Source organism: Chryseobacterium aquifrigidense (assembly GCF_006716485.1).
Lineage (GTDB): Bacteria > Bacteroidota > Bacteroidia > Flavobacteriales > Weeksellaceae > Chryseobacterium > Chryseobacterium vietnamense.
On sequence record NZ_VFPD01000001.1, the window covers coordinates 385001 to 403600 of the forward strand.

At 37.3% G+C, this 18600-nt stretch carries 13 protein-coding genes; 9 read left to right on the top strand and 4 right to left on the bottom strand.

Annotation, left to right across the window (positions count from 1 at the left end):
• Positions 1-252 precede the first annotated feature (252 nt).
• Positions 253-2991, top strand: coding sequence for a fibronectin type III domain-containing protein (locus FB551_RS01690; RefSeq protein ID WP_142014387.1), 2739 nt, complete (start codon positions 253-255; stop codon positions 2989-2991).
• A gap of 173 nt (positions 2992-3164) precedes the next feature.
• Here the strand turns inward: FB551_RS01690 and FB551_RS01695 are convergent, their stop codons facing one another.
• Positions 3165-4706: a toxin-antitoxin system YwqK family antitoxin gene (locus FB551_RS01695; RefSeq protein WP_142014390.1), complete on the bottom strand. Its 1542-nt coding sequence runs from the start codon at positions 4704-4706 to the stop codon at positions 3165-3167.
• Between the two features lie 387 nt (positions 4707-5093).
• Here FB551_RS01695 and FB551_RS01700 point away from each other — a divergent pair, with 387 nt between their 5' ends.
• Positions 5094-5795 (top strand): CoA transferase subunit A, encoded by a 702-nt coding sequence (locus FB551_RS01700; protein WP_047376945.1) that lies wholly within the window; start codon positions 5094-5096, stop codon positions 5793-5795.
• Positions 5796-5845: 50 nt separating this feature from the next.
• On the opposite strand, the gene FB551_RS01705 is transcribed toward FB551_RS01700, so the two are convergent.
• Positions 5846-7648 (bottom strand): ABC transporter ATP-binding protein, encoded by a 1803-nt coding sequence (locus tag FB551_RS01705; RefSeq protein WP_142014392.1) that lies wholly within the window; start codon positions 7646-7648, stop codon positions 5846-5848.
• Between the two features lie 124 nt (positions 7649-7772).
• Between FB551_RS01705 and FB551_RS01710 the strand changes: the two genes are divergently transcribed.
• A complete protein-coding gene (locus tag FB551_RS01710) occupies positions 7773-8426 on the top strand; it encodes a CoA transferase subunit B (protein WP_142014394.1) in 654 nt (217 codons plus the stop codon).
• Between the two features lie 1123 nt (positions 8427-9549).
• Here the strand turns inward: FB551_RS01710 and FB551_RS01715 are convergent.
• Entirely contained in the window at positions 9550-10359 is an 810-nt protein-coding gene (locus tag FB551_RS01715) for a DUF4197 domain-containing protein (RefSeq protein ID WP_047432351.1), read from the bottom strand.
• 231 nt (positions 10360-10590) lie between these two features.
• Here FB551_RS01715 and FB551_RS01720 point away from each other — a divergent pair, with 231 nt between their 5' ends.
• From FB551_RS01720 to FB551_RS01745, 6 genes are all read left to right on the top strand, one after another.
• The gene (locus FB551_RS01720) at positions 10591-12855 is read left to right on the top strand and encodes a beta-N-acetylhexosaminidase (protein ID WP_142014397.1); all 2265 of its coding nucleotides are present in this window, start codon (positions 10591-10593) and stop codon (positions 12853-12855) included.
• 6 nt (positions 12856-12861) lie between these two features.
• On the top strand, positions 12862-13503 hold the full coding sequence (locus FB551_RS01725; protein WP_142014399.1) for a Crp/Fnr family transcriptional regulator: 642 nt from the start codon (positions 12862-12864) through the stop codon (positions 13501-13503).
• A 261-nt stretch (positions 13504-13764) separates the two neighbouring features.
• Positions 13765-14553 carry a sulfite exporter TauE/SafE family protein gene (locus tag FB551_RS01730; RefSeq protein ID WP_142014401.1) on the top strand — a complete coding sequence of 263 codons (789 nt, stop codon included), beginning with the start codon at positions 13765-13767 and terminating at the stop codon, positions 14551-14553.
• An 85-nt stretch (positions 14554-14638) separates the two neighbouring features.
• Positions 14639-16060, top strand: coding sequence for an MBL fold metallo-hydrolase (locus FB551_RS01735; RefSeq protein WP_142014404.1), 1422 nt, complete (start codon positions 14639-14641; stop codon positions 16058-16060).
• 9 nt (positions 16061-16069) lie between these two features.
• Positions 16070-16630: a YeeE/YedE family protein gene (locus FB551_RS01740; protein WP_142014406.1), complete on the top strand. Its 561-nt coding sequence runs from the start codon at positions 16070-16072 to the stop codon at positions 16628-16630.
• 27 nt (positions 16631-16657) lie between these two features.
• Complete coding sequence (locus tag FB551_RS01745) at positions 16658-17146, top strand: DUF6691 family protein (RefSeq protein WP_142014409.1); 489 nt, start codon at positions 16658-16660, stop codon at positions 17144-17146.
• A 53-nt stretch (positions 17147-17199) separates the two neighbouring features.
• Here FB551_RS01745 and FB551_RS01750 read toward each other — a convergent pair whose 3' ends face one another.
• Entirely contained in the window at positions 17200-18600 is a 1401-nt protein-coding gene (locus FB551_RS01750) for a TolC family protein (RefSeq protein WP_142014410.1), read from the bottom strand.

The following is an 18600-nucleotide window of genomic DNA, read 5'->3' on the forward strand; positions in this document are numbered from 1 at the left end:
TCTTCGTCAGAGGTTGAATAACAGGTTGCAAATGTACAAAATAGTTTTTGAATATGCCAAATATTTACTGTACTAAAAACTATAATTTTTTCACTCCGGTTTTGTTAAAAAATTAACGGTTTCTTTAAAATACCATCAGACAGAGTTTATATGGGAATTCTACTTTTGCCCGAAGTGAAAAATCTTAACACCGATTTTTAAATTCCTGATTCACAACTTAAAACTATATGTTATTTTAAAACGAAAACGATTATGAAACATTATTTCTTCTTTTTTTGTTTCGCGGTCCAGATGGCTTTCGGGCAGGCTTTGTATCCTTACTTACAAAACCCGACTCCGAATTCTATGATCGTCAATTGGAAAACAGCCTCCAATAATGAAACAACGGTGATCTATGGAGATTCTCCAACAAACCTGAATGTTACGGTAACGGGAACTACCAATATCTTCTCAGATACAGGATACAACAACAATTATTATTATCATACAGCAAAGGTTACCAATCTGCAGCCGAATACTAAATATTATTATAAGATTAAAACAGGAACCACTGAGTCTGCTGTATACAATTTCAGAACACTTCCTTTGCCGGGACAGGCCGTAACGGCCAATGGAAAGATCCGTTTCCTTATTATGGGAGACAACCAGATTAAAGCTGAGCCCAGATATGATACGCTTACTTTGAATGCCTATAAAAAACTAAAGGAAAAGTTCGGGGCTGCTTCAGATCCTTCAGATAATATTGCGCTTACTTTTATGGTGGGTGACCAGGTAGACGTAGGTACATTGGATCACTATGAAAATGTTCACTTTAAAAAGAATATCAAATTATCACCTTATCTGCCCATCCAAACAACAGTAGGAAACCATGAAACCTATGGAACGATGGGAATGAATTCTTACTATGCCCATTTTTATATTGATGAAATCAGTTATAAAGGAATAAGCTCAGGAAATGAAAATTATTATGCCCAGCAGGCAGGAAATGTATTATTTGTGAGTTTAAGTTCTGAACATACCGGATCAGCACAACAGTCATGGCTTCAGCAGATCTTAACGGCAGCCAACAATGATGCTACAGTAGACTGGATTATTTCTTTGAGCCACAGACCGTATCAGGCTGAGCAGTACGTAGGCGATATTTCTACCTGGGTAAGAGAAAATGCCGTACCGCTTCTGGTTACTTCTGATAAATATTTAATGCATGTGGGAGCTCACCATCATTTATACCACAGAGGTCAGCTTAAAAATACACCGAATTACCAGATTATTTCCGGAGGAACAGCCTGGGATCAATATTGGGGAATGTCTAATGAACAGGATTTTGATGATGTTCAGAAAACGTTGACAGACTGGACTTATCAGATTGTGGAAGTAGATATTCCAACCGGAAAAGTGGATATCGAATGTTATTCAATTGGTGGAGTGTACAACAAGAAAAACAATGTGCTGCTGGATTCTTTCCACAGGTATAAAAATCAGCCCAAACCGGCAAAACCATCCATTACAAATACTTTTTCAGGACCAATTAGTTTACCATTAACATTAAACGGAAGTGCATTTTCATCTTCCAACGGAGAACTTTTAAACACAACACAGTTCCAGATCAGTAAAACCTCAAACTTTTCTGTAATTGAAAAAGAATTTTACCGTGATTTTGAAAACTGGTTCGGAAAAGACGGAAACGGAACTCCCGATAAAACCAAAAACCTGAATGATGGAGTAGACATCACCAAAGCAACCTTGGCTGCGAATTCTATTCCCAACGGGATTTATTACATAAAAATACGCTACAGAGACAGAAACCTGGAGTGGAGTGAGTGGAGTGATGTGAAGCAGTTCGAAATTACAGGAAGTGTGGTTTCAAATCCTACATTTACTTTAAATAAAACAGAATATGCCCAAAATGAAGCTATAACAGCTACATTCACCGGAGGTCCTGGAAATCAGCAGGATTGGGTAGGAATCTATAAAAAGGGACAAACTCCGGCTTCTACCACTTCACAAGGATATATTTATACGAATGGGCAGACTGCAGGAACAGTAACGTTCAATAATGGTCTGGCTACTAAAGGTCAGTATTTTGCGGGATTCTTTGCCAATGGGGGATATACAGAAATCACTCCAAGAAAAAATTTCTATGTAGGACCGAAAGTACAGCTGAAGACGACGGCTGATACATATCCGGTGGGAGGAACGGTTACCATCAATTTTACAGACGGCCCGAACTTACAGAAAGACTGGATCGGAATTTATAAAATGGGACAAACTCCGGGAACGACTGCTTCCATCAAATGGAGCTATGTAACAACTGCTTCAGGAACTCTTAATTTCACAGGACTTCCAAAAGGATATTATTATGCTCAGTATTTATTGGAAGACGGATATAACGGAATCGGGGAGAAAGTATTCTTTAAAGTAGGGGATATCGTTACAGATCTTTGGATCAACAAACCTGTATATACCTTGGGTGAAAATATTACCGCTTCATGGACAGATTCTCCGGGAATCATCAAAGACTGGCTTGGAATTTATCCTCAAAGTGTTCAGACACCGGATGATAATTTTGTTTCTTATACCTATTTTGATGGGGTAACGCAGGGAACAAAAACCATCCAGGGAACAGCAGTACCTGCCACACCGGGAAATTATTATATGGTAATGTTTACCAATGATTCCTATACAGAAGTGTCAAACAGAGTACAGTTTCAGGTAACTTCACCTACTTTGGGAACTGAAGAAATAAGAACTACAGAGAAAAATGTAGTGTTGTATCCAAACCCAACCAAACCGGGACAGCCTACTTTTATTAAAAGTGATTACCCGATTGAAAAAATTGAATTGGTTTCAGCTTCAGGAGAATTACTGTATGTATCAAAAAATATCAATAACCAACGTTTCTCTTTGGTGAATGAAAACCTTCCGGCAGGCGTTTACTATGTAAAAGTACACGGAAGAAAACTATTTACTTTAAAGCTGATTATTCAGTAAAGTAAACTAAACATAATTATAATCAAGAGGCTGTCAGAAATGATAGCCTCTTTTTTATGGATGTAAGTAATCATAAAATTACCCATATTATTTGTGAAAATCTGTGCCCTCTGTGGTTAAATAAAAAGCGATTCCAAAAAAATGAAACCGCCTTTGATATATAGTTGTGGTAATTAGTCAAATAGATGATGCAGATCATCCTCGCTGATCAGTGTCTGGTTTTCAGCAGAAGCATTTTCATCCTGAACATCGGCCAGCGTTTTAGTTTCCTGAATCAGTTTCCCATCCATATTATAAAGCTTTAACAAGATCCACTTCCCGCTGCGTTCAAGTTCTTTAGCTCCATCCCATGTTTTTATTCTGATTTTTCCGCTTTGAATGACACCTGCTTTTACAGAAGACTTATGTGCAGGTTTCCCTTTTACATACTGTGTGATTTGTGCCGTGAAGGAATAATCTTCCCCATCTTCACTGATCGGTTGTGTGAATGTATATAAAATAGTGCCTTTTGGGTCATAAACAGTTGCATCATAGCCTGTTTGTTTAGCGTTCAGCTTTTTTTCAAAACTCAGCTTCGTGTTATTACCTTCAAAAAAGCTTTTGATATTTACGATAATACCTTCCTTATAGACTGTTTCATTAAAGCCTTCATAAGTGGTACCATTATAAGGGATACCATCTTTATATGTTAATGTAGATTTCAGCTTTCCCTCCGGGGAATAATATTTAATTTCCTGGATAAGATCATCTTTTAAAAATTGCTCGGAGGATAACTTTCCGTCTTCATCAAAATATTTACTGGTTACCTTTGAGCCTTTTTCATAAGTATCAATAGAGGAAATCTGTGAATATTCATAAGCCAGATGATAATCATCCCCATCCATTGGATTATAAATATCATTTTCCTTATCATATTGGTAGACCAGATGACCTATTTTTTTACCCGACTCATCATAAGTGGTTTTATAGCCATCTTTTTTATTCATTTTCTGTTCCTGTAAAATCTTTCCGGTTTTGCTGTAGACAACACCTTCCTTTACACTGCCGTCCTTTCTGTATTTTTCTATCTTGGAAATCCTCATTGGGCTGGAATAATAATCCACCACCATATTTTCACCTGAACCGGAGGTAGTATTGCTGCCCAGGTATTTTCCTTTTTCACCGTAATATTTTGTTTCGGTGTTGCTGTCCTTATCAATGATGGTTTCATTTCTGATCCCTTTAATATCATCATCATAAACGGTTGTTTTTACGGGCGTTGAGTTTTCATATTCGACCAGAATATTAAAATCCATCCCATCCTCAGCATCCTTATAACTGAACATCTTTCCTGAAAAACTTCCGTCGGCTTTATAAACGACATCTTCTGTCAGCCTGCCATTCATATCATAAGTCTGGGCAGGGCCAACCTGTTGTCCGTTGGAATAGGTGACAAAATTTAAAACCTTCCCTTCCTCAGTATACCAGGTTACTTTTCCTTCAAAAACTTCATTGTTGGGAGTGGTGTCTGAAGCCAATCCTTCCATTTGAAGTTTTCCATCCTTATAGAAATCTTTGATAAGGGTAAGTTTTCCTTTTGAAATCGTTTCACGGTAATATTCCATGTTGTCCTGAGTGGTTTTTTCCCAGTTTTCATCAAAATAAGTTTTCTCCTGTGCGCATACATTGATGCTGAGTACCAGTGCAAGTAATGCTGAGGTAAATAATTTTTTCATGTTTTTTTGTAAGCTTTGATATTTTTATATGATTAATGTGATGAACAGTGTTGAAAGAGATCTTCGTAGCGATCCAAAGAGAAGCGAAAAGGGCAGTAATTGTCCGCCATTGAAATAATTTCTACATTAAAGTTGTGTTTAAGTGATAGCCGGAACTAAAAAAAATACAGTGTTCCAGGCTTTGAGAGCGCAAATATATATGAAATTCATGAGAAATAATACAAAAAATGAACAGACTTGTTCGGTTTTTAAAGTAATGGTCTGATTTTTATGTTTTTAAATGTTGAAAATGATGTTTTAAAAATGTATCAAATTCAGCACTGTTTCCACTCACTGGATATACAAGAAAATTTATTAAATTTAGCCAACAGAAAAATCTAATATTTCATGATAGATAAAAGAGTAAAAAATGCAAAGGAGGCCATCGAAGGAATTAATGATGGAATGACACTGATGCTTGGCGGATTCGGACTTTGCGGAATCCCTGAAAACTCAATCAATGCTTTGGTAGAAAGCGATGTGAAAGATCTTACTTGTATTTCAAACAATGCAGGTGTGGATGATTTCGGATTAGGATTACTGCTTCACAAAAGACAGATTAAAAAAATGATCTCTTCCTATGTAGGAGAAAATGCTGAATTTGAAAGACAGATGCTTTCAGGTGAATTGGATGTAGAACTTACTCCTCAGGGAACCTTAGCGGAAAAATGCAGAGCTGCTCAGGCTGGAATTCCTGCTTTTTACACTCCTGCAGGCTACGGAACTGAAGTAGCAGAAGGGAAAGAAGTAAAAGAATTCAAAGGAAAACCTCATATTCTGGAGCATGCTTACGATGCAGACTTTTCTATCGTAAAAGCATGGAAAGGTGATCATGCAGGAAATCTTATCTTCAAGGGATCTGCAAGAAACTTCAATCACCCAATGGCAGGTGCTGCAAAGATTACCATTGCTGAAGTAGAAGAATTGGTAGAACCGGGACAATTGGATCCGAATGAAATTCATATTCCGGGAATCATGATTCAAAGAATTTTCCAGGGAGAAAAATTTGAAAAAAGAATTGAACAGAGAACTGTAAGAACTAAAGAATAAGTTCAAAACAATAAAAATAAAAAGCGCTGAATATTTCATCAGCGCTTTTTTTATGCTTGGGGAGTAAGTGTTTTTCTTTCTCCGATTTGTTGTCTCCACATGGCATAGTAAAGCCCTTTTTCGTCAATAAGATTGGCATGAGATCCGGTTTCTACAACCTGTCCGCGTTCAAGAACATAAATTTTATCTGCATGCATAATCGTACTTAAACGATGCGCAATGAGAACGGTAATCTGTTCTCTTTCTTTGGAAATATTCTTGATGGTAGTGGTAATTTCTTCTTCCGTGATACTGTCCAGTGCAGAAGTAGCTTCATCAAAAATTAAAAGATGAGGTTTTCTTAAAAGAGCTCTTGCGATAGCGATTCTTTGCTTTTCACCACCGCTCAGCTTCAGGCCGCCTTCACCGATAACAGTTTCAATTCCTTTTTCGGCTCTTTCCAATAATGCGGTGCAACTTGACTTCTGTAAAGCAATGGCCAGTTCCTCTTCCGTAGCTGAAGGATTAACGAAAAGAAGGTTTTCTTTAATCGTTCCGGCAAACAACTGAGTATCCTGTGTGACAAAACCAATCTGATTTCTCAGTTCGTCAAAATCAAATTCCTTTCCATTGATACCATTGTAAAAAATATTTCCTTCCTGAGGTCTGTACAATCCAACCAGCAGTTTCACCAAAGTACTTTTTCCGGAACCGCTCGGTCCCACAAAAGCAATGGTTTCACCGTTTTTAAGATCAAAAGAAATATTATTTAAAGCTTTGTACTGAGCAGACTGATGCTTGAAAGAAACATGTTTGAATTCCAGTTCCTCAATAGCTCCGATTTGTTTCGGATGAAGAGGTTTTTCTTCTACCTCTTTTTTCATCAAACGGTCAAAATTCTGAAGTGAAGCTTCTGCCTCACGATAAGAAATAATAATGTTTCCAATTTCCTGCATAGGCCCGAAAATAAAGAAACCGTAAAACATCAGCGACAGATATTGGCCCGGAGTTACAATGTTTTTAAAAATTAAAAATAAAAGGGTCAGGGTAATCAACTGTTGAAGAAAATTAACCATGGTTCCCTGGATAAAACTCAAAGAACGGATGCTTTTCACCTTTCTAAGTTCAAGCCCAAGAATCTTATACGTATTGTTATTTAAACGGATCACTTCCTGATTGGTTAATCCTAAACTTTTGACAATTTCAATGTTTCTTAAGCTTTCAGTAGTACTTCCGGCTAAAGCTGTGGTTTCAGTCACAATATTTTTCTGAATCACTTTTATTCTCTTGCTCAATAAATTGGTGACGATGGCAATAAAAAAAATCCCGCAGATATAAACCGGCATGATAGACCAGTGTAAACGGATCGCATACACCGAAACGAAAATAATACTTACCAGAATTCCGAAGAAAATATTAATGAAATTCGTAATGAATTTTACCGTATCTTCTCTTACTTTCGTCAAAATAGACAAGGTTTCACCGCTTCTCTGATCTTCAAACTCCTGATAGGGCAATGCCATCGAGTGTTTTAATCCGTCTGTAAATATTTTTGCTCCAAACTTTTGAGTAATTACACTGACCACATAATCCTGAAAAGCTTTCGCAATTCTGCTCACCATGGCAGTCCCGATAAGCAGCCCCAAAAAGTAAAAAGCACCGTGATAGGCAGAGCTTCCGTATAAATATTCATTCAGGTTTCTGGGCAATAGTTTTTCCTTATCAAAAAAGTTGGGATGAGTAACCAGCTGATCCAGGATATTTCCTGTAATGGCCGGAGCAAATAAAGAGAAAACCTGGTTAATAGTAGCCAAAAATAAAGAGATGATAATCAGCCACTGATAGGGTTTAAGATATCTAAAAAGTATTTTCATTCTATTAAAAAATAATGGAACAAAATTACAGATATTATTTTAACTAACAGTGTTAATTGTTGAATACAACAAAGCCCTTTTGTATTCAAGTGAAAATAATTAAATTGCAGTCTAAGTTTTTATTATGCTTACAAAAGAACAAATTGCCAAAAGAATTTCAAAAGAACTGAAAGATCGTTATTATGTAAACCTGGGAATTGGGATTCCTACTTTGGTTGCCAACTATGTTCCGGAAGGTATTTCCGTAGAATTCCAGAGTGAAAATGGAGTTTTGGGAATGGGACCTTTCCCTTTCGAAGGAGAAGAAGATGCGGATATCATTAATGCCGGAAAACAGACTATTACTATTCTGGAAGGAGGCTCATTCTTTGATTCTGCCTTTAGTTTCGGGATGATCCGTGGTCAGAAAGTAGACCTTACTATCCTTGGAGCAATGGAAGTTTCAGAAAACGGAGATATTGCCAACTGGAAAATTCCGGGAAAAATGGTAAAAGGAATGGGAGGTGCAATGGACCTTGTAGCTTCTGCTGAAAATATAATCGTTGCTATGATGCACGTGAACAAGGCAGGAGAAAGCAAAATCCTTAAGAAATGTACACTTCCTCTAACAGGAGTAAACTGTGTGAAAAAAGTAGTTACTGAACTAGCTGTTCTGGATGTAACTCCGGCAGGTTTTAAGCTGGTAGAAAGAGCACCAGGCGTTTCAGTAGAAGAGATTATTAAAGCTACAGAAGCAGATCTGATCATTGAAGGAGAAATTCCTGAAATGCAGTTCTAATCTGATGATCAATATAAAAAGTTTCGGCCTCACAAAGTGAGGCCGAAACTTTTATAAAACATAGCAAATAAACCGACATAGGAACCCGGAGCGTTAAAAAAATAAGTCCTGTGAACGTTAAAAAAATTCTCCTGTCCGAAGCGCGAGACAAAATCAGAACCAATTAAGCAATAATAATTTCGCGCAAGTTTAGAATTTTTAGAGAACAGGAATTATTTTTAGCGAAGAGGTCCAGGTCTTGAACTTTTGTTTTAAGACAAAAAACAATGCCTTTGTTCATTTATACTCAAACAAATATTTATACAAATGAGTTTAAAACCGACATAGGAACTCGCAGCGTCAAAAAAATAAATCCTGAGAACGTTAAGAAAATTCTCCTGTCCGAAGCGCGAGACAAATTCAGAACCGATTAAGCAATAATGATTTCGCGCAAGTTTAGAATTTTTAGAGAACAGAACTTATTTTTAGCGGAGAGATCCAAGTCTTGAACTTTTGTTTCTTTTGTTTCAAGACAAAAGAAATTAAAACAGTAACAAAACAGAGCCCTTGTCATGTATGCTCAGACAAATAGTTCTATAGATACCTTTCACCCCGACATCGGAACTTGGAGCGTTAAAAAAATAATTTCTGTGAACGTTAAGAAAATTCTCCTGTCCGAAGCGCGAGACAAATTCAGAACCGATTAAGCAATAATGATTTCGCGCAAGTTTAGAATTTTTAGAGAACAGAACTTATTTTTAGCGGAGAGATCCAAGTCTTGAACTTTTGTTTCTTTTGTTTCAAGACAAAAGAAATTAACACATAAAAAAACACTGTTATTATCATTTAGGCCAGACAAATAGTTCTATAGCTGACTTTAAACGACATCGGAACTCGCAGCGTCAAAAAAATAACTCCTGAGAACGTTAAAAAAATTCTCCTGTCCGAAGCGCGAGACAAACTTAGAACTGATTAAGAAATAATGAATTCGCGTAAGTTTAGAATTTTTAGAGAACAGGAATTATTTTTAGCGGAGAGATCCAGGTCTTGAACTTTTGTTTCTTTTGTTTCAAGACAAAAGAAATTATAGCAAAAAAGCTGTTTCATCATGAAACAGCTTCTATATATTTAGTCTAATCTTATTTTATTTCCCATCCTGAGCTCCAAACACCTTTTGCAGAATACTCGTAGTCCTCATAGCAGGCGTATTCCTGATTCCGCTTTCTTTATCGGCAACCATTTTGAAAACACCGTTGATGGTTTCTGTAGTGACATATTCGTTAAGATCAGTAGTTACAGCTTGTCCGGTAAACGTATTATATTTTGAAATCAGATTTTTCCAAAGGGTGTCAGCACCTACTTTACCTAAAGAAGCTTTTACTTTGGGCTGAAAGGCATTAAACAGCTGAGTCTGGGTTTTTCCCTGCAGATAACTTGTTGCAGCATTGTTACTGCCTAACAGGATGTTTTTGGCATCTGTAATCGTCATAGAAGTAATAGCATTTGTAAAAATAGGTGCAGCTTCTGTTACGGCATCTTCGGCAGCTCTGTTCAGTAATTTCACCCCTTCATCAGCAAGGCTTCCCATTCCGATGGAACGTAGCGTTGTATCGATCTTTCTTAATTTTTCAGGCATTAAAATCTTTACTGCTTCATTTTTGAAGAAGCCATCGGTGACCGCCAGTTTTTTTACACCATCTGTTACTCCCATAGTTAAAGCTTCTTTTAATCCTGAAGAAATCTGACTGGAAGTAAGGTTTCCAATATTGGCAGATGAATTGCCTGAGGTGGTAGTGGTTGTCTTGGTAGAAGTTATTGTACCATTATTTTTTACTGGAACATTAAGATCTACACCAGTTTTATCTTTAACAGCAGATTTTATAATATCAAAAATTTGTGCCTGAGCTGATAAAGAAAATAATAAAGCGGCTGCCAGAAAAATGTTTTTTTTCATCCTATTTTTTTACAAATTTAAACCTTTAATTTTTTTAAGTCGACTAAATTGATCAAAAAGCAAACCATAATATTTAGTATTTAATAGAATAATTTCTATATGGAATACTTGAACAACGGTAAATTATTCATTTTACAAGAATCTAAACAATTAACGTATTTAATTTGTTTTTAAAAAGGTTCAAAGAGTTTTGAAAAATAATTATCTTAGCTCAAACCTTAACCCCATCTCATGATACGGACTTTTTTAGTACTTTTTGTATTGATTTCAAACGTGATTTTTGCTCAAAATAAATTAAATCTAATCCCTTATCCTCAAAAAGTTCAACTTTTACAGGGTGAATTTGTAATCCCAAAAACTTTTGTATTAAGTGGTGATCTGCCAAAAGAGGAAACTGCCTATTTTAAAAACCGAATGGGTTCTCAGTCAGAATTTCAATATGCTCAGAAAGGTGGTGGAATTCATTTAACAAACTCTGTAATTCCTTCGCCTTCGGAAGCAGAAACTCAGCAGAAAAAAGAATATTATTCATTAGAAATCTCTCCAAAGCAAATCCATATTAAGTCTTATACGAAGCAAGGTTATTTTCTGGCCCTTCAAACTTTAATTCAGATTTTCCAACAATACAAAGAGAGTAAGAAAATTCCGGCAATGAAAATCGAAGACCAGCCAAAGTTTGCCTGGAGAGGAATGCACCTGGATGTCTGCCGTCACTTTTTCACAGTGGATGAAGTAAAACAATATATTGACTATCTGGCAATGTACAAGCTTAATACCTTTCATTGGCATTTAACGGATGATCAGGGATGGAGAATTGAAATCAAAAAATATCCTAAACTTACCCAGATTGGTTCAAAACGCAAGGAATCTATGATTGGAGCTTATGTAGACAATACGTTTGATGGAAAACCTTATGGACCTTATTTTTATACACAGGAACAAATAAAAGAAGTAGTAAAATACGCCCAGGACAGACATATTACTGTGGTCCCGGAAATTGAAATGCCGGGACATGCATTGGCCGCTTTATCAGCATACCCTGAACTGGCATGTACCAAAGGACCTTTTGAACCCGCTACGAAATGGGGTGTTTTTGATGATGTTTTCTGCCCGAAGGATGAAACCTTTGCTTTTCTTGAAAATGTTCTGGATGAGGTCATCAAATTATTCCCTTCCCGGTACATTCATATTGGCGGTGATGAGTGTCCGAAAACACGATGGAAAGAATGCGCGCACTGTCAGGAACTGATTAAGAAAAATAATCTGAAAGATGAACATGGTTTGCAAAGCTACTTTATTCATCGGATAGAAAAATATGTCAACAGTAAAGGCCGAAAAATTATCGGCTGGGATGAAATTTTAGAAGGCGGACTAGCTCCGAATGCAGCCGTAATGAGCTGGACGGGCGTGAACGGAGGTATTGAAGCCGCAAAATCAAAACACTTTGCCGTAATGACTCCCGGCGCCTACTGTTATTTTGACCACTATCAGGGAGATCCGCAATCTGAACCTAATGCTTTTGGAGGATTTACACCCCTGGAAAAAGTATACTCTTATAATCCTATTCCTTCTGAACTGAATGCTGAGCAAGCCAAATTTATTATGGGAGTTCAGGCTAACCTGTGGACAGAATATATTTTAGATTTCAAACAGGTACAGTACATGATTTTTCCAAGATTAATGGCACTTTCTGAAGTGGGATGGGGAACATCAGATCCTAAAAATTATAAAGAATTCGAAAACAGGGTGATCAGTCAGTTTAAGGTTCTGGATGATATGAAAGTAAATTATGCAAGAAGCATTTATAACATTACAGGAAAAGTAATTCCTTCCCAAAATGGAATTGCTTACGAGCTTTCCACTTCGCAGAATTCAAATGGCATCCGATATACACTTGACGGAACAGACCCTTCCATCAATTCTAAAACGTATCAGAATGCAGTTCAGATACCTAATTCTTTAACAATTAAATCGGCCTATTTTGAAGACGGACAATTAAAGAGCGCTGTTTCATCACAGCAATTTACAATTTCAAAAACCACAGGGAAAAACATAACATTAGAGCAGCAACCGAGTGAAAACTATTCTTTCGGAGGAGCTTTCACCTTAGTAGACGGTATTATCGGAAATGTAAAACAACTGGGCAAAACATGGCTGGGCTTTCAGGGAAAAGATGTTGTGGCAACCATAGATTTTGGTCAGAAAACAGCTTTTTCAGAAGTGTATTTCAATACCCTTGAGAACAAAGGAAGCTGGATTCATCTGGCCAAATCTGCAAAGATTTTTGTTTCTGATGATAACATGAATTTTAAACTGATCAAAGAAATTGAGACATCTGAAATTCAGAAAGCCAAGGGAAAGATCAAAGTGAATGTAGGAATGCAGAATGCGAAATACCTGAAAGTAAGTATTGAAAATGCCGGGACTATTCCGGCAGGAAATCCCGGAGCAGATTCCAAAGCATGGTTGTTTGTTGATGAAATTGGCGTAAATTAGAATAAAATGCAGGACAACACCATACTTTCTTCCGAATTCTCATCTTCACCGGAGCTGGTAGAAAAGCTGTATCAGTATGGTACAACAAAAAACTACCATGAAGGAGACATTATTTTAGATGAAAATGCTTCCATCCGTTCCATTCCTATTGTGATGAAAGGAATGCTGAAAGTAATCAGAACCGAAGAAGACGGACGTGAAATCTTATTATATTACATCAAAGCTGGGGAAAGCTGCATTATGTCTTTTCTTGGCGGCATGCACAATGAAAAAAGTATTGTAAAAGCTGAGATTGAAGAGGATGCTGAAATTCTTTTTTTACCGGTAGATAAAGTATCTTTATTCATCAAAGAACATCCTGAATGGCTGGATTATATTTTCAGATTGTATCATAAACGATTTGAAGAACTTTTGGATATCATCAATGCCATTGCTTTCAAAAAAGTAGACGAAAGGCTTCTCAATCTGCTGCAGAAAAAATCTGAACTGACCCGTTCTGAAACCATTCATACCACTCATGAACAACTGGCCAATGAGTTGGGAACCGTAAGGGTAGTGGTTTCAAGACTCCTCAAACAGCTGGAAGAAGATGGAAAACTCAAATTGGGTAGAAACAAAATTACTCTTTTGAAAACCCTGAACTCATAACCCTTACTTTACTTCAATCAAAGGTACTCATATTCCCCTCCTCCGGAGGGGTGGCGAAAATTCAAAGAATTTTTGACGGGGTGGTCAACCTGTCATTGCGAACCGTAGGTGAAGCAATCTCAATATCCCTCACAATAGCTTATTTGTGTCATTTGTGAAACCATTAGTGCTCATCCGTGTTTAATCTCTCCTTATGTAACAAAAGTAGCTGTAGACTTTCTTTCATCTTTCCATTTTTGCATCAGAATTAGTTGAATAAAAATGGAAATTATAGGATATACAGCAGCAATTTTAATTGGTGTTTCTCTAGGTTTAATAGGAGGTGGAGGAAGTATTCTCACGGTTCCTGTACTCGTTTATCTCTTTGGAATCGATGCTTTTCTGGCAACAGAATATTCACTCTTTGTAGTGGGGATTAGCAGTTTGGTAGGTTCCGTGTCATATTTTAAAAAGAGACTGGTCAATTTTAAAATGGCGCTGGTGTTCGGAATACCTTCAGTAATTTCGATTTTTTTGACAAGACAATATATTCTTCCTTTGATTCCTGAGGAAGTATTTCAAATACAGAACTTTATTATTACCAGAAACATTCTTTTATTATTGATTTTTGCAGCTTTGATGATCCTTGCTTCCTATAAAATGATCAAAAGCAATTCCTCAAAAGAATCTTTAGAAAGTACTGGAAACAATGCTTATCTGGCAGCAGGACAGGGCTCAATCGTAGGTGTTTTAACCGGATTGGTGGGAGCAGGAGGCGGGTTTTTGATTATTCCTGCATTGGTTAACTTGTTAAAAATTCCCATGAAGATGGCGATAGGAACTTCATTAGTTATTATTTCCATCAATTCTCTGATCGGCTTTTTTTCCTCTGTTAATCATATGAAAATAGAATGGAAGTTTCTCATTTCTATTACAGCCATTGCCATAGCCGGCATTATAATAGGCTCACAATTATCCGGAAAGATTGACGGTAAAAAGCTCAAACCTGCATTCGGGTGGTTTATCCTGATCATGGGTATTTATATTATTACGAAGGAAATCTTCCTTTAATTTTCTTATGTAACAAAAGTAGCTGTACAGGAAAAAGGAATGCAGGAAATTTGTATCAGATAAAATAATCAAAAAATAAAATACAATGAAAATAGAACAGATTTATACAGGATGCCTCGCACAGGGTGCTTACTATATTACCTCAGCAGGAGAAGCTGTAATTATTGACCCTTTAAGAGAAACACAACCTTATATCAACAGACTGAAAGAAGATGGAGTAGAGTTGAAATACATTTTTGAAACCCACTTTCACGCAGATTTTGTAAGCGGGCACCTGGACTTAAGCGATAAAACAGGAGCTCCGATTGTGTATGGCCCGACCGCAAAACCTGAGTTTGAGGCAATCATTGCAGAAGATCATCAGATATTTGAAATAGGAAATATTAAAATCAAAGTTCTACATACACCAGGACACACCCTTGAAAGTTCATGCTACCTGTTAATTGATCAAAATGGTACTGAAACCGCTCTTTTAAGTGGAGATACCTTATTCCTTGGGGATGTTGGACGTCCTGATCTGGCACAGAAAGGAGCGAATATGACTCAGGAAGAGCTGGCGGGACTTTTGTATGATAGTCTGTACCATAAGATTTTGCCATTAGATGATGGTATTACTGTTTATCCAGCTCATGGATCCGGTTCAGCCTGCGGTAAAAATATGCAGAAAGAAACCGTAGATACATTGGGAAACCAAAAAAGAACCAATTATGCTTTGAATCAAAAGGATAAACAGAGCTTTATACGAGAAGTAACAGATGGACTTTTACCTCCGCCGGCTTATTTCGGAATGAATGTAATGATGAATAAAAAAGGGTACAGCAGTTTTGATGAAGTTCTTTCGAAAGGATTGCACGCTCTTTCCCCGGAACAGTTTGAGGAAATTGCTGAGGCTTCAGGTGCTTTGATTTTAGATGTAAGATCCAACCGTGATTTTGCCAAAGGCTTTATCCCGCAGTCCATCAATATAGGATTGGATGGTGATTTTGCTCCCTGGGTAGGTGCTTTAATTGCTGATGTAAACCAGCCTATTCTGCTCGTTAGTGAAAAAGGATCTGAAGAAGAAGCGGTAACGCGGTTGAGCAGAGTAGGATTTGATCATATTCTAGGTTTTCTGGATGGTGGTTTTGAAAGCTGGAAAAAAAGCGGAAAAGAAACGGACTTTGTCAACCGTATCTCTGCAGAACAGTTTGAAACTGAAATCAGAGAAAAAGAAGCAAAAATCATTGATATAAGAAAAGAAAGTGAATATCATGCAGAACATATTCATGAAGCATACAGTAAACCTCTGGCCTATATCAATGAATGGATTCATAAGATAGAACCAACAGAACATTTCTACATGCACTGTGGAAGCGGTTACAGAAGTACAATGGCAGCGGGTATTCTTCAGGCAAGAGGGTATAGAAACTTTTCAGAAATTGAAGGTGGTTTTAAAGCGATTGCCTCGACAGATATTCCTAAAAGCGATTTTGTATGTCTGACTAAAATTTTAAGTACATTAGATTAAAAATAAAAAATGCTGGAGATTATAAAAGAACCCTGGCCGTGGTATATTGCCGGCCCGTTGATTGGGCTTACAGTGCCTGCTTTACTGATAATGGGAAATAAATCCTTTGGAATAAGTTCCTCACTAAGGCATATCTGTGCAGCCTGTATCCCTGCCAATGTGAATTTTTTTAAATACGACTGGAAAAAAGAAGCCTGGAATCTGTTTTTTGTCCTGGGAATCTTTTTCGGAGGGATTGCTGCCCATTTTTTGGTAAACCCTAACGAAATAACAGTGAATCCCGATCTTAAAGCTGAACTGGCAGGCTACGGAATTACCGATTACAGCAATCTGGTTCCGTTACAACTGATGAATTTCGAAAGCCTGTTGACTCTCAGAGGATTTATCATGATGGTTGTGGGAGGATTTTTGGTGGGTTTCGGAACAAGATATGCAGGAGGATGTACCAGCGGACATGCCATTATGGGGCTTTCCAACTTACAGTGGCCGTCTTTGGTGGCAACAGTCTGTTTCATGATCGGTGGATTTTTAATGGCAAATATTATTCTGCCTGTCATTCTGTCCCTGTAAATAATTTTAAAAAGAGAAATTTACATTATGATAAAAGAAAAAGAACAAGATATACGTCATCAGGATGCTGTTTGTGTGAACGAAAGTACCCTTACTCACAAATGGTATCACAATCTGAAATACCTCGCTGCAGGAATTATTTTTGGAATTATTTTCGTAAAAGCAGAAGTGATCAGCTGGTTCAGGATACAGGAAATGTTCCGTCTTCAGTCTTTCCATATGTACGGAATCATTGGAAGTGCTGTATTGGTGGGAATGATTTCAGTAGGGCTGATTAAAAAATTCAATATAAAAACAATATATGGAGAACCTATTACACTGACTCCTAAAAAATTTAATAAAGGTCAGATTTACGGAGGATTGATTTTTGGCTTTGGTTGGGCGATCACAGGTGCATGCCCGGGTCCTCTTTTTGCTCAGATCGGAACAGGAGCTTTAGCAGTATCCGTTACCTTGTTGAGCGCTGTTGCCGGAACATGGGTATATGGATATTTCAGAGATAAACTGCCTCATTGACACTTGATAAAAAAGACTGCAGGAAATAATCTGCAGTCTCACAAGTATAAAAATTATGAATAAATGAAGTTCTCCGCACCTAAAGCCATATAAAGATTTATACGCTCTATTCTGTACTGAAGTTCCAGATTGATGAGGTTCATTTCATTTTTCAATAGGTCCCTTTGTTTACGGATCAGTACGAAACTGTTGCTGGTACCGACCTTTATTTGTTTTTCAGTAAGAGAAATATTATTTTTCAGTTCATTGACAGCGTTGGTTGTATACGTCATCTGCTTTTCAATAGAACGGAGATTGGCTAAAGAAGATTCCACTTCATTCAATGCATTCAGAACAGCTTTTGAATATTCTTCAACAACCTGCTTCTGCTGGGAGTTTTTTACTTCCACATTCTTTTTAAGCTTTCCACCGTTGAATAGGGGAGAAACCAATCCTCCGCCCACTTTCAACAAAGGGTTGGAAAATAAAGAATTAATGGCTTCCACATTACTTCCGGCACTGCCAAGAGAAGAGCTTATACTTAATGAAGGAAGTCTTGCCGCTTTAGCTTCCTGTACTTCATAAAATGCTTTTTCGATCTGAAAATGGCTTGCCTGTATGTCTGACCTGTTCTCAAGAAGCTCCAGAGGGAAAGATTCAGGAATATTACTCTTCACAGGAGTAAAGAAATTCTGGGTTGCCAGTTTTCCTTCCGGATATTTTCCGGTGAGAAGTTCCAGGGATCTTCTCGACTGCATATTGGCATTTTTAATCTTTTCAAGATAACCCTGCAGGGAAATAATTTCGGCAGAAATATTGGAAACATCGATAGCATTTGCCGTTCCTACTTTCTTTTGAATGATATAAAGCTTTTCCAGGTCTTTGGTCTTCTGAATATAGCTTTCAATCTTATCTTCCTGAATGTTTCCTGCAATATTCAGAAAATAAGCTTTGGCAATCATCCCGGCAATAGACTGATGCAGCAGTGTATTCTGATGTTTTGCAGAAAAATAACTGCTGGTGCTGGCCATCTGTGAAGATTTATTCTTACCCCAAAGGTCAATTTCCCAATTGGCTTTTAATGCAAGACGTTGTACCTGGCTGCCACTGACCAGATTATTGGACGTGTTGGCAACAGCACTTACACTCGGATACAGGTCACTTCCGGCAATTTCCATTGCCAGCTCAACCTGATTAAGCTTTTCTCTGGCAATAATCAGATCCGCATTATACAACATGCCTTCATTAATCAGTGCTTCCAGTTGAGAAGTTTTAAGATCATTGATCCAGTCATAGGAAATTGATTTTGGATCTGCTTTTCTGTCAAAAATCCAGTCATCCGGTATTTGTAGATGAGAAGCAATTTCGCTCTTTTCTTTAAGCTGATCTATGTTTTCCTTTGTAGCTTCTTTATAACCGATGCATGAGCTTAAGCTTACAGCCAATACGCTCACTAAAATTAACTTTTTGTACAT

Bases quoted from the DNA above. Each gene is read 5' to 3' on its own strand.
- FB551_RS01750 (WP_142014410.1), bottom strand. From the start codon at position 18,600: ATGTACAAAAAGTTAATTTTAGTGAGCGTATTGGCTGTAAGCTTAAGC.
- FB551_RS01715 (WP_047432351.1), bottom strand. From the start codon at position 10,359: ATGAAAAAAAACATTTTTCTGGCAGCCGCTTTATTATTTTCTTTATCA.
- FB551_RS01695 (WP_142014390.1), bottom strand. From the start codon at position 4,706: ATGAAAAAATTATTTACCTCAGCATTACTTGCACTGGTACTCAGCATC.
- FB551_RS01740 (WP_142014406.1), top strand. From the start codon at position 16,070: ATGCTGGAGATTATAAAAGAACCCTGGCCGTGGTATATTGCCGGCCCG.
- FB551_RS01710 (WP_142014394.1), top strand. From the start codon at position 7,773: ATGCTTACAAAAGAACAAATTGCCAAAAGAATTTCAAAAGAACTGAAA.
- FB551_RS01690 (WP_142014387.1), top strand. From the start codon at position 253: ATGAAACATTATTTCTTCTTTTTTTGTTTCGCGGTCCAGATGGCTTTC.
- FB551_RS01700 (WP_047376945.1), top strand. From the start codon at position 5,094: ATGATAGATAAAAGAGTAAAAAATGCAAAGGAGGCCATCGAAGGAATT.
- FB551_RS01745 (WP_142014409.1), top strand. From the start codon at position 16,658: ATGATAAAAGAAAAAGAACAAGATATACGTCATCAGGATGCTGTTTGT.
- FB551_RS01720 (WP_142014397.1), top strand. From the start codon at position 10,591: ATGATACGGACTTTTTTAGTACTTTTTGTATTGATTTCAAACGTGATT.
- FB551_RS01725 (WP_142014399.1), top strand. From the start codon at position 12,862: ATGCAGGACAACACCATACTTTCTTCCGAATTCTCATCTTCACCGGAG.
- FB551_RS01705 (WP_142014392.1), bottom strand. From the start codon at position 7,648: ATGAAAATACTTTTTAGATATCTTAAACCCTATCAGTGGCTGATTATC.
- FB551_RS01735 (WP_142014404.1), top strand. From the start codon at position 14,639: ATGAAAATAGAACAGATTTATACAGGATGCCTCGCACAGGGTGCTTAC.
- FB551_RS01730 (WP_142014401.1), top strand. From the start codon at position 13,765: ATGGAAATTATAGGATATACAGCAGCAATTTTAATTGGTGTTTCTCTA.